At 60.5% G+C, this 13,930-nt stretch carries 11 protein-coding genes; 2 read left to right on the top strand and 9 right to left on the bottom strand.

Annotation, left to right across the window (positions count from 1 at the left end; genetic code table 11):
- Positions 1 to 32: 32 nt before the first annotated feature.
- The 8 genes from IQ26_RS30870 to IQ26_RS30835 all read right to left on the bottom strand — a co-directional run bounded on the left by IQ26_RS30870 (position 33) and on the right by IQ26_RS30835 (position 10,959).
- Entirely contained in the window at positions 33 to 512 is a 480-nt protein-coding gene (locus IQ26_RS30870) for a class I SAM-dependent methyltransferase (RefSeq protein WP_097575143.1), read from the bottom strand.
- Between the two features lie 141 nt (positions 513 to 653).
- Complete coding sequence (locus tag IQ26_RS30865) at positions 654 to 1,835, bottom strand: ABC transporter permease (protein WP_145722172.1); 1,182 nt, start codon at positions 1,833 to 1,835, stop codon at positions 654 to 656.
- Positions 1,832 to 2,830, bottom strand: a complete 999-nt coding sequence (locus tag IQ26_RS30860; RefSeq protein ID WP_145722171.1) for an ABC transporter permease — start codon at positions 2,828 to 2,830, stop codon at positions 1,832 to 1,834. Before IQ26_RS30860 ends, IQ26_RS30865 begins: the two co-directional genes overlap by 4 nt.
- Before the next feature lie 2 nt (positions 2,831 to 2,832).
- On the bottom strand, positions 2,833 to 4,731 hold the full coding sequence (locus tag IQ26_RS30855; protein ID WP_145722170.1) for an ABC transporter substrate-binding protein: 1,899 nt from the start codon (positions 4,729 to 4,731) through the stop codon (positions 2,833 to 2,835).
- Positions 4,728 to 6,623, bottom strand: coding sequence for an ABC transporter ATP-binding protein (locus IQ26_RS30850; protein ID WP_145722169.1), 1,896 nt, complete (start codon positions 6,621 to 6,623; stop codon positions 4,728 to 4,730). The genes IQ26_RS30855 and IQ26_RS30850 overlap by 4 nt, the downstream gene beginning before the upstream one ends.
- A gap of 163 nt (positions 6,624 to 6,786) precedes the next feature.
- Positions 6,787 to 8,127, bottom strand: coding sequence for an adenylate/guanylate cyclase domain-containing protein (locus tag IQ26_RS30845; RefSeq protein WP_145722168.1), 1,341 nt, complete (start codon positions 8,125 to 8,127; stop codon positions 6,787 to 6,789).
- Positions 8,128 to 8,343: 216 nt separating this feature from the next.
- Positions 8,344 to 9,687 carry a nucleotide sugar dehydrogenase gene (locus tag IQ26_RS30840; RefSeq protein ID WP_145722188.1) on the bottom strand — a complete coding sequence of 448 codons (1,344 nt, stop codon included), beginning with the start codon at positions 9,685 to 9,687 and terminating at the stop codon, positions 8,344 to 8,346.
- Positions 9,688 to 9,798: 111 nt separating this feature from the next.
- A complete protein-coding gene (locus tag IQ26_RS30835) occupies positions 9,799 to 10,959 on the bottom strand; it encodes a DUF3095 domain-containing protein (protein ID WP_145722187.1) in 1,161 nt (386 codons plus the stop codon).
- Positions 10,960 to 11,051: 92 nt separating this feature from the next.
- On the opposite strand from IQ26_RS30835, the gene IQ26_RS30830 reads away from it, so the two are divergent.
- Together IQ26_RS30830 and IQ26_RS30825 are read left to right on the top strand one after the other, a co-directional pair.
- On the top strand, positions 11,052 to 12,140 hold the full coding sequence (locus IQ26_RS30830; protein WP_145722167.1) for a glycosyltransferase family 4 protein: 1,089 nt from the start codon (positions 11,052 to 11,054) through the stop codon (positions 12,138 to 12,140).
- Complete coding sequence (locus tag IQ26_RS30825; protein ID WP_145722166.1) at positions 12,137 to 12,913, top strand: polysaccharide deacetylase family protein; 777 nt, start codon at positions 12,137 to 12,139, stop codon at positions 12,911 to 12,913. The genes IQ26_RS30830 and IQ26_RS30825 overlap by 4 nt, the downstream gene beginning before the upstream one ends.
- A 113-nt stretch (positions 12,914 to 13,026) precedes the next feature.
- Here IQ26_RS30825 and IQ26_RS30820 read toward each other — a convergent pair whose 3' ends face one another.
- Complete coding sequence (locus IQ26_RS30820; protein WP_145722165.1) at positions 13,027 to 13,881, bottom strand: MBL fold metallo-hydrolase; 855 nt, start codon at positions 13,879 to 13,881, stop codon at positions 13,027 to 13,029.
- Positions 13,882 to 13,930: the final 49 nt, after the last annotated feature.

Below are 13,930 nucleotides of genomic sequence, written 5' to 3'. Positions count from 1 at the left end.
TAGGCCCCTGAAGATTTGGATCGTCTCGGCCCTTACACGCGCCTGCAGAGGAAATAACGATCGGCGGGCTCCGAAGTCGGCGGCGGGAGGCGTTGCAGCAGCGGGTGATCGAGCGGCGTGCCACTGACCGCGAAGCCGCCGACGCGAAGCAGGCGCGCAATCAGATCAGGAAGCCAGGTAGCGGTCACTGCATCGCGATCGTCATAGCCGGTGCCGATGTCGGCATGAACAAGAGCGGCGTCGATGCCAATGAACTTGCGGGCCGTCTCGCGTATTTCGCCGAGCACGAGGTTTTCAGCGTCGGGAATTGAGCTGGCGTGTGCGCCAACTTCGCGGTCGAACACCACGATCCGGCGCCCGGGCAGGCGCTCGCGCAGATGGTGGAACGTCCTGCCGTTGCCGAGGCCGAGCTCGAGCACAAGCCCCTCCATCTTCGCCACCTCGGGGCAGATTTGATTGAGAATGTCGCGCTGTGCGGTCATCCTGCTGATGAAATTATCGAGACGACTCATATGCGATTGTATGTCCTGAACCAGCAGCCCCGATCGAGGCTTGCCGCATATAGAGGCGAACGACGAACCTTGCAATAACGCAACCGGCCGCCGACAAGCATCATACGAGTTGTCGGCGGGCCGCGCGGCGGAATAGCGATCTCACTTGTAGGGGTCCGCGGCGTCCCGCAAGCCGTCGCCGAGGAAGTTGAACGCCATGATGACGAGAATGACGGGGAGCATCGGCAAAAGCAGCCATGGATAGAACGCGATGACGCTGACGCTGCGCGCCTCGGTGAGCAGGATGCCCCAGCTGGTTATCGGCGCCCTCAGGCCGAGCCCGAGGAAGCTCAGCGCCGTCTCGCCCAGGATCATGCCGGGTATGGAGATCGTCGCCGTCGCGATCAGATGCGACATGAAGCCGGGAATGAGATGCCGCCCGATGATGCGGCTGCTTCTGGCGCCCATCAATTGCGCGGCCAGAACGTAATCCTCCTCGCGCAAGGCTAGAAGCTTTGAACGCACGGCCCGCGCCAGTCCGGTCCAGTCGAGCAGCCCGAGGATGACGGTGATGCCGAAATAGATCAGGATCGGACTCCAGGTTATCGGCATGATCGCCGCCAGAGCCAGCCATAGCGGTATGCTGGGGATCGATTGCAGAACTTCGATTATCCGTTGAACGATCAGGTCGAAGATACCGCCGTGATAGCCGGCCAGTCCGCCGATGACAATGCCGAGCAGGAAGCTGAAACTGATGCCGACGAGGCCGATTGTCAGTGAAATGCGTGCGCCATAGATGATGCGCGAGAGCACATCGCGCCCCAGCCTGTCAGTGCCGGCTAGAAAGAGCTGGCCGTTTTCGGCAGGGCAGACAAAATGCCTGTCACCTTCGATCAGGCCCCAGAACTGATAACTGTCGCCCTTGCAGAAGAAACGGATCCGCTGAACATCATCCTTTTTCTCGATGTAGTTCCGCTTGAGCGTGTCCATATCCAGCGTCATCTGTCGGCCATAGACGAACGGCCCGACGAACTGGCCGTTGTGGAACAGGTGAACCCGCTGCGGCGGTGAATGGATGTAGTCCATGTTGCGCGTGTGCAGATTGTAGGGCGCCAGGAACTCGCAGATCAGTATCCCGAAATAAAGCGCCGCCAGGAATATGCCGGATACAACGGCAAGCCGGTGCATCCGGAATTTCCACCACATCAGCCGCAACTGCGACGCCTGAAAGACCTTCGACTGCTCCGGCGTCATCGCCTCGACCGACTGCAGGTCAATGGGCGCGGTGGAAACGTAGTGTTGCAGTGGAGCACCCGGAGCGGGCAGCGGCGAATGCGTGTTCATTTGGTGCTGCCGCCCTGCAAACGAATTCGTGGATCAAGCAGCGCCAGCGCCAGGTCGGAAATCAGGACACCGATGACCGTCAGGAAGGCGAGGAACATGAGGAACGACCCCGCCAGATACATGTCCTGGCTTTGCAGCGCCTTGATCAGCATCGGCCCGGTCGTTTCCAAAGACAGCACGATCGCCGTGATTTCGGCGCCGGAGATGATGGCCGGCAGGATAGAGCCGATGTCGGAAATGAAGAAATTGAGCGCCATGCGCAGCGGATATTTGACCAGCGCCTTGAAGGGGTGAAGGCCTTTGGCGCGCGCGGTCACGACATATTGCTTGTGTAGCTCATCGAGCAGATTGGCGCGCAGCCGCCGGATCATGCTTGCCGTGCCCCCGGTGCCGATGATCAAGACCGGGATCCAGAGATGGGCGAGGATCGACTTCGCCTTGGCCCAGCTCATCGGCTCGCCGAGATATTGCTGGTCCATGAGATGGCCGATGGAGGTGCCGAACCAGATGTTGGCGAAATACATCAGGATCAGCGCCAGCATGAAGTTCGGAATGGCAAGGCCGAGAAGGCCGAAGAAAGTCAGGCCGTAGTCGCCCCAGCTGTATTGATGCGTTGCGGAGTACATGCCGATCGGAAAGGCGATGAGCCAGGTGAAGATGATCGTGACGAAGGAAACCAGCACGGTCAGCCACATTCGGTCCCCGACGACGTCGCGAACCGGCAGCTCATACTCGAAGGAATAGCCGAAATCGCCGTGCAGCATCCCGCCGACCCAGTAGAAGTAGCGAATGATCGGCGGCTTGTCGAAACCATATTCCTTGCGCATCATCTCGATGCGATCGGAATCCACCCCTTCACCCTGAGCCCGAAGCTCGGCAACAAAGCTGTCGAAATAGTCGCCGGGGGGAAGTTCGATGATCGTGAACACCAGCGCCGATATGACCAGCAGCGTTGGAACCATCACGGCGATGCGCCACACAATGTATCGAAGCACGCTCAGGACTCTCCAAGCCAGAATGTATCCGGCATGTAGACACCGAAATAGGCCGTCGGGTCGTAGCCGTAGAGCGCCTTGTCAGGCAGATTACGCAGCCGCGAGGACGCCAGAACCGGCTGATGCGTTCCGTTCACCGTGCCGATCGAAAACACCTGATCGGTATAGATCGACAGCATAGAATTCCAGATTTCGGTGCGCTCCGTGGCTTCGGTCGATGCTTTCCAGCGCTTGAGTAAAGCCATCAACTCGACCACAGGCGGAAGATCGGGTGCCTCACCCATCTTGCCATGAGACAAGTAGTGAGCACCCCAGAGCGGCCATTGCAACTGGTCGTCGATGGTGGGGGCCAACTGGCTCGGGTTCATGTCGGCGGTCGCCACGCCATTGTCGATGCCCGACCACATCGACATCATGATCTGGCCGCCAAGCGCACGGCTGCGGAAGATGTCGCGCTGCGAAGTCCGGATGAACAGGGCGATGCCGATCTTGCGCCAGTGATCGGTGATGAGTTCGAGCGCGTCGGTTTCCAGCGTGCTTTCGCCGGCCGTTTCCACTATGATCTGCGCAGGGCGTCCATCGGGAAGTATCCGCAGGCCGTCATCGTCACGCGTCTGAAGCCCGACCTCGTCGAGCAGGGCATTGGCCTGGTCGGGATCATAGGCGACCCAGGCTTTCGCGAATTCCGGCCGGTAGAGCGGGCTCTCCGGCAGGACAGTATCGGCACTTTCCTGCGCCAATCCGTAGAACACAGCCATATTGATCTCGCGCCTGTCCACAGCGAGCGAAAGTGCGCGGCGCACGCGCACGTCACGCAAAAGGCCGCGCCAGACCTGGTCGGCACAATTCAGATTGGGGAGCAGCGCCAGCCGCGAACCCTGTGTGCGTTTCCACAGATGCATCTTTACCGGGTAGCGCTTCTCGGCATCCTTCAGGAAGGAGTAGTCGGTGAAGTCAATTCCCATGCATTGCAGGTCGCTCTCGCCCGCACCGGCCTTGGCGGAAATGATCGCCGACGAGCTGACATTCATGACAATCCGGTCAACATAGGGCAGTTGCCGGCCGTTCTCGTCTATTCGATGAAAGAACGGGTTGCGCTCGAAGACGAACTGCTCAGCCGGCGGCTTGGTCCGGTTCTGCCAGGGATCGAGCGTCGGCAGATCCGGGTTCTCCGGGCGATACTGCCGCGACATGCGGATATGCAGGAGCGTCCATTTCTTGACCCGGTTCTCCTTCATTAGGCCGGCGAGCCGAAATTGATCCTGGTATTTCTTGTGGAACTGCTTGAGATAGGCGGCCGGCAGAACAAGCGATAGCGGCGATGCAGCAGCGAGCTTGGGCAGGAAGTCGGGATTGGGCGCATCCCAACTATAGCGGACCGTCGACGGATCGACGATCTCGAAGCGTGGCGGCTTCCCGTCCGCCAGCAGGGCCGGGGCAAGCCCGCCTTGCGAAAGCTCATCGTTGAGCCAGACATCTTCCCAGCAATAGCGAAAATCCTCCGGCGTCAGCAGGCTACCGTCGGACCATTTATGCCCTTCCCGAATCTTGAAAGTGAAGACGCGATCATCCGCTACGTCGTAACTTTCGAGAATGTCGGGTTGCATGTTAAGCTTTTCGTCATAGCCGACCAGGCGAGCATACCCATAGATCGTCATCATCCGGATATCTTTCTGGCTGCCGATGATCGTACGCAGCGTGCCGCCATACTGGCCGGGCTGCCGGCCCATCGCAGTGAGATTCAACGCGCGCGGGCTCTTGGGCAAGCGTTCGGCGAGTGCCGGCAGCGCCCTGGCCTTCAGCCGCGGCTGAAGAAATGCCGGCTCCAGATCGCCGGCGCGCGACGTGCCCGGCAGAAATGCCGATGCCATAAGTCCAAGGACGGTGCGCCGGCTGATCAATGGCGTAACTCGCTGACATCGGCCGTACGCCGGGCCAGCACGAGGTGGCCGCCGCCAAGGTCGAGCGGCGACAGCATATCCTCGTCGCCCTCGTCGCGGAATTGCGGTCCCCATGCACTGGTGTCGGAAGCGCCGCCGAGCTTCAGCGTCTTGAAATCCATCGGCCTGTCGAGATCGGGGTAAGGTACTGCTGCGACCAGTGAGCGCGTGTAGGGGTGGACTGGCTTCCTTAGCAGAATTTCGCGCGGCGCGAGCTCGACGATACGCCCGCCGCACATCACCGCGATGCGGTCTGCCATGTAGTCCACCACTGCCAGGTTGTGGGATATGAACAGGTAGGTCAGGCCCAGTTCCTTCTGCAGGTCCTTCAGAAGGTTCAGGATCTGCGCCTGGACAGAGACATCGAGTGCCGAAACCGGCTCGTCGCAGATCAGAAGTTCAGGCCCCAGCGCCAACGCGCGCGCGATGCCGATACGCTGACGCTGCCCGCCGGAGAAACTGTGCGGATAACGCTTTATGAAGCGCGGATCGAGCCCGATTGCCTGCATCAGGCTCTTGACCGTGGCGAGTCGGGACGCGGCATTGCCACGTTGATGGATTTCCAGCGGCTCGCTCAAGATGTTCTCCACCGTCATGCGAGGTGAAAGCGACGAAACCGGATCCTGAAAGACCATCTGGATTTTCGCGCGCAGCATGCGCAGGGCGTCTCCCTCGGCTTCCAAGACGTCGATCGGACCATCGCGGCCGTTGAAGATCACAGAGCCGCCGCTAGGGGTGACAGCCCGCATGAGGATCTTGCTGACGGTGGTTTTACCGCAGCCGCTTTCGCCGACAAGACCCAGGCACTCACCCCGCCTGATATCGAAGCTCACGCCATCCACGGCGCGAACAGAGGTTTGATGATCCCCGCCGAACCATCCGGACTTGCGGATGGTGAAGGTCTTTGTCAGATCCCTGACCGCCAGCAGGATGTCGTCCGGCCCCTTCGATGCCGGCGCCGTCTGCTTGCCGAGCAGGTTCCCGACATTTACCGGCACCTCGCGGAGCGCCTTTAGCCTTTCGCCAGGCTTCAGGTCGAAATGCGGAACGGCTGCCATCAGGCCCTTCAGGTAAGGGTGGCCTGGCCGGCGGAATATCGCCTCCACAGGTCCCGCTTCCATGATCTCGCCATGGTACATGACCACCACCTCGTCGGCGACATTGGCGACCACGCCAAGGTCGTGCGTAATCAGCAGCATCGCCATGTTCAGCTTGGTCTGGAGCCCGCGCAGCAATTGCAGGATTTGCGCCTGGATGGTGACGTCCAACGCCGTCGTCGGCTCGTCGGCGATCAACAGGGCGGGCCGGCAGATAAGCGCCATGGCGATCATGGCGCGTTGACGCAATCCTCCCGAAAGTTCAAAGGGATACATGTCATAGGCGCGCTTGGGGTTGGGAAAGCCGACAAGGCCGAGCATTTCCTCGGTCCGCGCCTTGCGCTCCACCCGAGCCATGGGCGTATGAATCTGCAGGGATTCGCTGACCTGATTGCCGATCGTGTGCAGCGGCGACAGCGATGTCATCGGCTCCTGAAAGATCTCGCCGATGCGGCTGCCTCTCAACGCCCGGATTTCTGGTCCGTCACGCGGCATCTGCAGGATATCCTGCGTCGTGCCGGGCTTTTCAGGATCGGAAAACAGGATACGGCCGCGAACATGGGCTGTGTTCGGCAAAATGCCCATCACTGCCTGGCTGAGAACCGATTTTCCGGAACCGGACTCGCCCACAAGCGCGGTAACCTTGCCGGGCAGCACGCGAAGACTCGCGCGCCTGACGGCGTGCAACGGTCCCCCGATAATGGCAAAAGAGATGCCAACATCCTCGATCCGCAGCAGATCAACGCCCGAATTCATTCTCACACCAGCCCACTCTGGCGGACTGCCGGCCGGCAGACCCAGAAAGCGAGACTAGCGCATTGCCAGCCTAGAGCAACTTGGATTCGAAACGGTCGCCAGTTCCCTGGCGGAACCGGCGACCGGACTGCATACCAAAGGCGTTCGGATCAGACCGTGGCGGTTACTGGAGCTTCCTCGGCTCGCCCGCCGACAGCCGCGCGGCATCGCGATGAAGCAGCATGACCTGCTCGGCGTCCGATATTCGGTCGTAAATCGGCTCCAGCGCACCGTCTTCATCGGGTGCGAGAGCACCCGACAGATCGGGTGAAAGCACCGTTAGCTTCTGTTTGATACCCGCCAGTTCCTCCTCGCCGAGCGTCAGCCAGCTGTTGGCGCCGCAATAGCTGGCGAAGTCTTTGCTGGCGAGAACGCTGTGCGGATATTTCTTGGTCAGGGTTTGGAGGCGCTGGACCTCGTTTACAGCCGAGCCGAAGACAGAGAATGTGAGCCGGTCGGTAAGCCCGACATTGCCGAACATCACATTGCCGACATGCAGGCCGATACCAAATTTTATACCGCCCAACCCCTGCTCCTTTCTGCGCAGATTGAGATCCATCATGCGCGCGCTGGCCTTGTGCGCGGCCGCAAGGGCAGCCTGGCAGGCGATCTCGGACTGCGCACGGTGCCTTTCGCAAGGGTAGACGGCAATGAAGCCATCCCCCAGGAAACTCATGATCTGCCCGCCTCTGCGATTGAAAGGTGCAGCAATGGCATCGAAAAACTGGTTCAGCGTATCGATATAGATTTCGCGGCCGGCGGTTTGGGCAAGCCTTGTCGACCCGCGCATATCGCCCATGACCAGTGCGGCCCGGATTGTGTCGCCCTCGCCGCGCTTGATCTGGCCGTCCAGCACCCGCCTGCCGGCGTCGCCGCCGAGATAGGTTGTCATCATGTTGTCGGCGAGCTTGGTGAGCACCGCCATCTTGGCTGCGATAGCGAGATGGTTCTGGATGCGCAGCAGCGCCGAAATCATGCTGTCGCTGAAGCCTGAAGCACTGTCGGTGGACCAGGAGCCCATCATGCCCTGACTGGTATTGCCGTTGAAGGGATGGACGAAAGCCATGTAGTCGGTGACGCCCATAAGCCTGAGTTCATCGAAAACAGGAAATTCCGACGTCACCGACGGGTCGAGCCGGCGCCGCAGATGGTCGAGCTTGTGGCTGAGCAGATGGTAGTATGGGCTGTTCAGGAATCTGTCAGAATGAGCGCCGTCCTCATTGCGGAAGCCTTCCACTTCCAGGCCCTGGCCGCGGAGCCAGGTGAAGCCAAGCGCGTCATAAAGCGGATGAAGCATCGAAAAGCCCAAATGCACCCGCTTCAACGGCAGGCCGGCAGCAGCCAGCCGTTCACAAAAGCCCTTTACCAATGTTTCCAGGTCGTCGCCCGCCAGCGCCGATTGGGTCAGCCAATCGGCAACCTTATCCATGAGAATGGCAGAAATTTCTGCTTGCGCTGTGCTCATGCTATCTCGAAATCTCCTTGATCCGCCACACCCTCGAAGTCAACGAAGCCGGCTTCGCCGGCAAAAGCCGGCGAAGAATTTCCCGGATGACTGTCCTTGCAGGAAGGAAGCAGGCGGTAACTGCATCTATCTCCCGGCACATTATGTGGCGAGACTGCCGGCGGAGTGCAATCCCGATCCTGACATCGGGCAAAAAATTCGCCGGCTCAGACGCCGTCAGGCCTTCACCACCGTCTCTCGGGCTAGCCCGAGGCGGCCAAAAACATTGCGTGTGTCGACGATCAGAAGAGCGTGATCCGCGATCGCCTGATAGTCGATCTCGTCGTGGTCGGTTGCAACGACGACAGCGTCGAAATCCTTCAAGGCCACCTCGGTCAATTCGACCGAGCGACGCCCCTTGATCGCCATATGCTCCCGTGTGGTCGGGATTTCGGTAACATGCGGATCGTGGAATTCCGCCTTGCCTCCCCATTCCTCGATGAGTTCAATGAGCCGCAATGAGGGGCTTTCGCGGATGTCGGGCACATTCTTCTTATAGGCGAGCCCGATGATGAGAATGCACGAGCGGCTGAGCGCCTTGCCGCAGCGCCGGTCCAGCGCCTTCGCCAGTTCATCGACCACATGACGCGGCATAGCCGTGTTGATCTCTGCCGCCAGCTCGATGAAGCGGGTCGGCAGTTCGTATTCGCGCGCCTTCCACGTCAGGTAGAAGGGATCGATCGGAACGCAGTGCCCCCCGAGTCCAGGGCCAGGATAGAAAGGCATGTAGCCGAAGGGCTTGGTCTTTGCCGCCTCGATCACCTCCCAGATGTCGATGCCCATCGCACCGAGCACGACCTTCAACTCGTTGACGAGGGCTATGTTGACCGAGCGGAAGATGTTTTCCGTCAGCTTGACCGCCTCGGCGGTCGCCGTGGTGGAAACCGGAACGACGGTCTTGACCACGCCCTGGTAGAAAACCTGCACGAGCGTCGCCGCTTCAATGCCGTCACCTGCCACGACCTTGGGGATCGTCGCGACTTCAAAGCTGCGGTTGCCGGGATCCTCGCGTTCGGGCGAGAAGCCGAGGAAGAAGTCTATCTTCGACTGCAAGCCGGTTTTTTCCAGTATGGGCTTGATCACGTCGTCAGTGGTGCCAGGATAGGTGGTCGATTCCAGCACGATCAGCTGGCCGAGACGTAAATGCTTCGCGATGGTGCCTGCCGTGTTCCTGACAAAGGAGAGGTCCGGCTCTCGGTGTTTCGTCAGCGGTGTCGGAACGCAGATGATGATGACATCGCAGACGGCCAGTTCGGCAAAATCCGCAGTGGCGCGGAACCGCCCGCTCGCCACCTGGCCGGCAAGGGCTGTCGACGTCACCGCCTCAATGTAGGATTGGCCGTTGTTCAGGCTCTCGACCTTCTGGGCTTCGATGTCGAAGCCGGAAACCGGGAAGCCGGCGCGTGCGATCGCAACCGCCAGCGGCAACCCGACATAACCCAGTCCGATCACGCCGACTTGCGCGGCGCGTGTCGAAATCCGATTCAGAAGACGGTCATATGTCGATCGTGAGGCGTCCAAAAATCTGCTTTCCGTCAATTCGGACAGGCCGTCCGCTCCCATGGCGAGGCTCACCTGGTTCCCCAAGAACCCCGAGGCATATTGCGGAAAATCGGTTTCCGCAAGCCGTCATCAGACCGGCACCTTCGCCTTCAGGCTTGCGGCAGCAATCGCATAGCCGCCGGCGGCGCCATCGATGAAATGAACGTGATCGCGCTGCAGCGGCGATGCGACGAGGCATGTCATCAAGGCCGATTTCTGGCGGTGCAGACCATAGTTGCAGATGCCCGCCTCTTCCGCCTGTTCCAGCCGGTTCTCGATCCGTTGCAACACATCCGCGTCAACGTCGATGGTCATCTTCAAGCCGTCGTCGAACTTCCGGAAATCCGAATTGCTGGCCACGTCGCGTTTGTAGATCTTCGGATCGAAACTGCCGATCGTCCAGCCATATCTATCCGTAACAGCCGTAAGCGTCATCAGGAACACTATCCACAGCTTCGACAGCCACCGCCATCCTGCCGGTGCCATGGCCCGCGCCTCGATATCGAGGCCGGCGGGCAGAAAACTATAGCCAGGCCCGTTCACCGGCACCGGGTGGCCATCGCGTTCCTGCCTGCCGGCAAGGGCGATGATGTCGGAAGCCAGAAACTGAAAACCGCGCAAGTCGCGTGACGCCCCCGGTATGGCTATGATCGAGACGATTTCGCCATGCCGGGCTTCGATCGGGTTCCAGCGGCAGGAGAGACCGGTCAGGTCCGGCCGCGCGCCGGCCGGCGCAGGATCGATGCGGTAGCGCCCCGCTTTCATCTCTGCTTCCGCCCAACTGCCGCCGCCGCCGGCGAACATGGCATAGAAGACCGCTTCGGAAGCCTGGAACCTTGCCACGCGAACGTCGAGGCCTTGCGCTCTTATATCCTTTATCGGCACGATTGCGGCACGCAAGGTCAGGTCCAGTTCGTCCGCCACCCATCTCTGGACAGCCGCCAGCGCGTTGCGGGTGATCTCCAGCGCCGAGCCGGGAAACGCCACGAGCGCGCCGTCGCCGCCGAAGACAAAGGGAAGATCTTGCCGACCCAGCGCATTGAGCAGCGCCGAAATGACGCTGGCGCCGGCCATATTGACGGTTTTATAGCGCCCCGCCTCGATCGCCTTGGTCGAGCCGACGATGTCGGCTGTGGCCAACGCCCAGCCATCGGGGAGAGGCCGATAGTTATCGATATCGGCAACGCTTTCGAACCTTGCGAAGACCGGCAAAGAAGCGACAAACGGGTCGGAGGCGGTAGCTGTTTCCATGAGCATCAGATAGCACATTCCAGTGCTTGAAGGTGAAGTCGATCATGCTTCGAAATTGACTTGCGCAGGCTTTCCGATGATAGGGTCCGGCGATGCGAATTGCTTTCTACGCGCCGCTGAAGTCACCCAATCATCCCGTTGCCTCCGGCGACCGCCAGATGGCACGGATGCTGGTCAAGGCGCTGGAGCGTGTAGGGCATAGCGTCGAACTGGCATCCGAATTGCGCCTCTATCTACGCGAACCGGAGTCGAAGAGTTTCGATGCGCTCAAGATCGAGGCCCGAGAGGAGGGCGCGCGGCTGACCAAGCTTTGGGATCGTGACGGCAAGCCCGATCTCTGGTTCTCCTATCATCCCTATTACAAGGCGCCCGACCTGATCGGGCCCGAGCTGGCGGCGGCCTTTGCTGTCCCGTATGTGACAGCGGAAGCCTCCTATTCGAGGCGGCGCAACGCCGGCTTGTGGGCCGATACGCAAGCGTTGGTGGCGCGAGCGGTCGAACAGGCAGCGCTGAACATCTGCTTCACGCAAAGGGATCGTCAGGGACTGACAGATGCGATTCCCGACGCCGCTCTCGGTATGCTTTCGCCCTTCATCGACGCATCGGTGTTCCAGGAAATGCCGGCACGGGGTTGTCCAACGCGCCTCGTTACCGTCGCCATGATGCGCTCGGGCGACAAAGTCGAAAGCTATCGCATGCTGGCGCAAGCGCTCGGTCGGATCGGCCACCTGCCCTGGACCATGTCGGTCGTCGGGGATGGGCCTGCCCGTGACGAGGTCAAAGCGCAATTCGCGGGCGTGCCCGCCGACCGTATCGAATGGCTTGGCGCGATTGAGCCAGCCGCAGTGCCTGATGTCCTCTACAGTGGGGGAATTTACGTCTGGCCGGGTTACGGCGAGGCCTATGGCGTTGCCTATCTTGAAGCACAGGCCGCCGGCCTTCCGGTGGTGGCTCAGGACATAGCCGGCGTGCCGGAGGTCGTGCGGGATGGCCAGACCGGGTTTCTCACTCCGCCGGGCGATGTGGCGGCGTTCGCTTCTGCCATTGAAAGGCTTCTGGCCCGTAACGACGAAAGAACCATCATGGCCGCAGAAGCCAGACGTTTCATCCTCGAAGAACGTTCCCTTGATGTTGCAGCGGCGCGTCTGGCCGAACTTCTTGCGAAGATCCCGGTTTCATGACATCCGATCAGATCTGGCAGCCCTTGGTGGAAGAACTGACGTGCCTGCAACGGGCGGACCGTAAGGCAGAGTTCTGGCTGCGCGACGACGACGCCGTGGATCCGACGCCTGCGCTTGATCGGCTGCTCGACCTCACCGGTGAATTCACGGTTCCGGTCACTCTGGCCGTCATTCCGGCCCTGACTGATGAGAAGCTTGTCGTCCGGCTTGACGAGGCGCCGCATGCCACGGTCGCCATCCATGGCTGGGCGCACCGAAATCATGCGCCCGAGGACCAGAAAAAGCAGGAACTCGGCGCGCATCGGCCACGCGAGGCGGTGCTCGATGATTTGGCTCGCGGGCTGTCGCACGTAACCGGCCTGCACGGTGCACGTGCCGTTCCGATGCTGGTGCCACCCTGGAACAGGATCGATGCCGGCTTGGTATCCGGCCTTGGATCGATAGGATTTACGGCATTGTCGGTCTATGGGCCGCCGAAGCCGGCTCCACTGGCGGTCATCAACAGCAATGTCGACCTCATGGATTGGCATGGCACGCGCGGCTGCCGCGATCATGGCCTGTTGGTTCAGGCTATCATCGCGCAATTGCAGCATGCATTCGACGGCGGCGAACCGGTCGGCCTGCTCACCCACCATCTCGTACATGATGAATCGGCCTGGCTTTTCCTCAAACGGCTGTTCACAGTCACCGCACGGACTGAAGCCTGCACATGGCTTCCGATCAGGACATTGATCGGGCGTAGCGCCGGTAGAGCAATTCCAGGAAAAGTGTGAACGGTTTTCCCGGGAAAAGCGCGTAGCGCTTTCCCTGAGGAATTGCGTCAAAACAAAGAGATAGAGTGCTTCACCGTTCTGTGAAACGGTGAAGCACTCTAGAGGAAAATAGCTCAGCGCTTTTTGTGCAATGAGACTGGAAATTTGAGCGTCTGGCCATCCCGTGCGGCAAAAGCGCCGGCAAACCTGTCTTTGGCCAGTTTCTCGATCTCGTCCAGTTCCTCGTCGGTGCGTGTCGGATCGTGGTGAAACAGCGCAAGCCCCCGCGCACCGGCCGCCTCACAGAGCTTGACGCCCTGTTGCCATGTCGAGTGCCCGTTACCGCGGCGGCGTTCCATTTCCTCCTCGGTGTAGGTGCAATCGTAAATGACGAGGTCGGCATCTTCGATCAGGCCGAGCACCGCTTGATCGAGTTTGTCGGGCTCATGCTCAGTGTCTGTGATCACCGCCACGACGCGGCCGCCCCATTCGACCCGGTAGCCTATGCAGCCGCCCGGATGGATAAGACTGCCGGTTCGGACCACCACCCCTTCGCGCGGCCGAAGCACGTCTCCGGATACGAAATCGCGGCAGTCGAGCCTTGCCTTGCAGATATCCAGTTTCACCGGAAACCACGGCGGCCGCATGAACTCATCGACCATCTGCCGGGTCGTCATGCGTCCTGCAAGATGCCCGGACCAAAGCGTAACCTTGACGCTCCAGTCATAGATCGGCGCAAAAAACGGCAGCCCGATGATGTGATCGTAATGGCAATGGGTGAAAAGCAGGTCGAAATCGGTCACGCCGGACGCCCGAAGCGCGCCGCCGGCAGGCCGTAGGCCAGAGCCCGCGTCGAACAGAAGCGTATGCTTACCACATCGCATCTCAATGCAGGTTGTGTTGCCGCCATAGCGACAGAATTCTGGCCCCGATACCGAAATGCTGCCGCGCACGCCCCAAAACCTGACCAGGAAAACGTCGTCGTCCATGCTAGCCCTTCGCAGTCCCCGTCGCCCATCGTAGCCAAACAACTGCTGC

The organism is Mesorhizobium tianshanense (assembly GCF_007830515.1).
GTDB lineage: Bacteria > Pseudomonadota > Alphaproteobacteria > Rhizobiales > Rhizobiaceae > Mesorhizobium > Mesorhizobium tianshanense.
The sequence above is the reverse complement of the archived record's forward strand: the minus strand, read 5'-3'. Positions and strand labels throughout refer to the sequence as shown.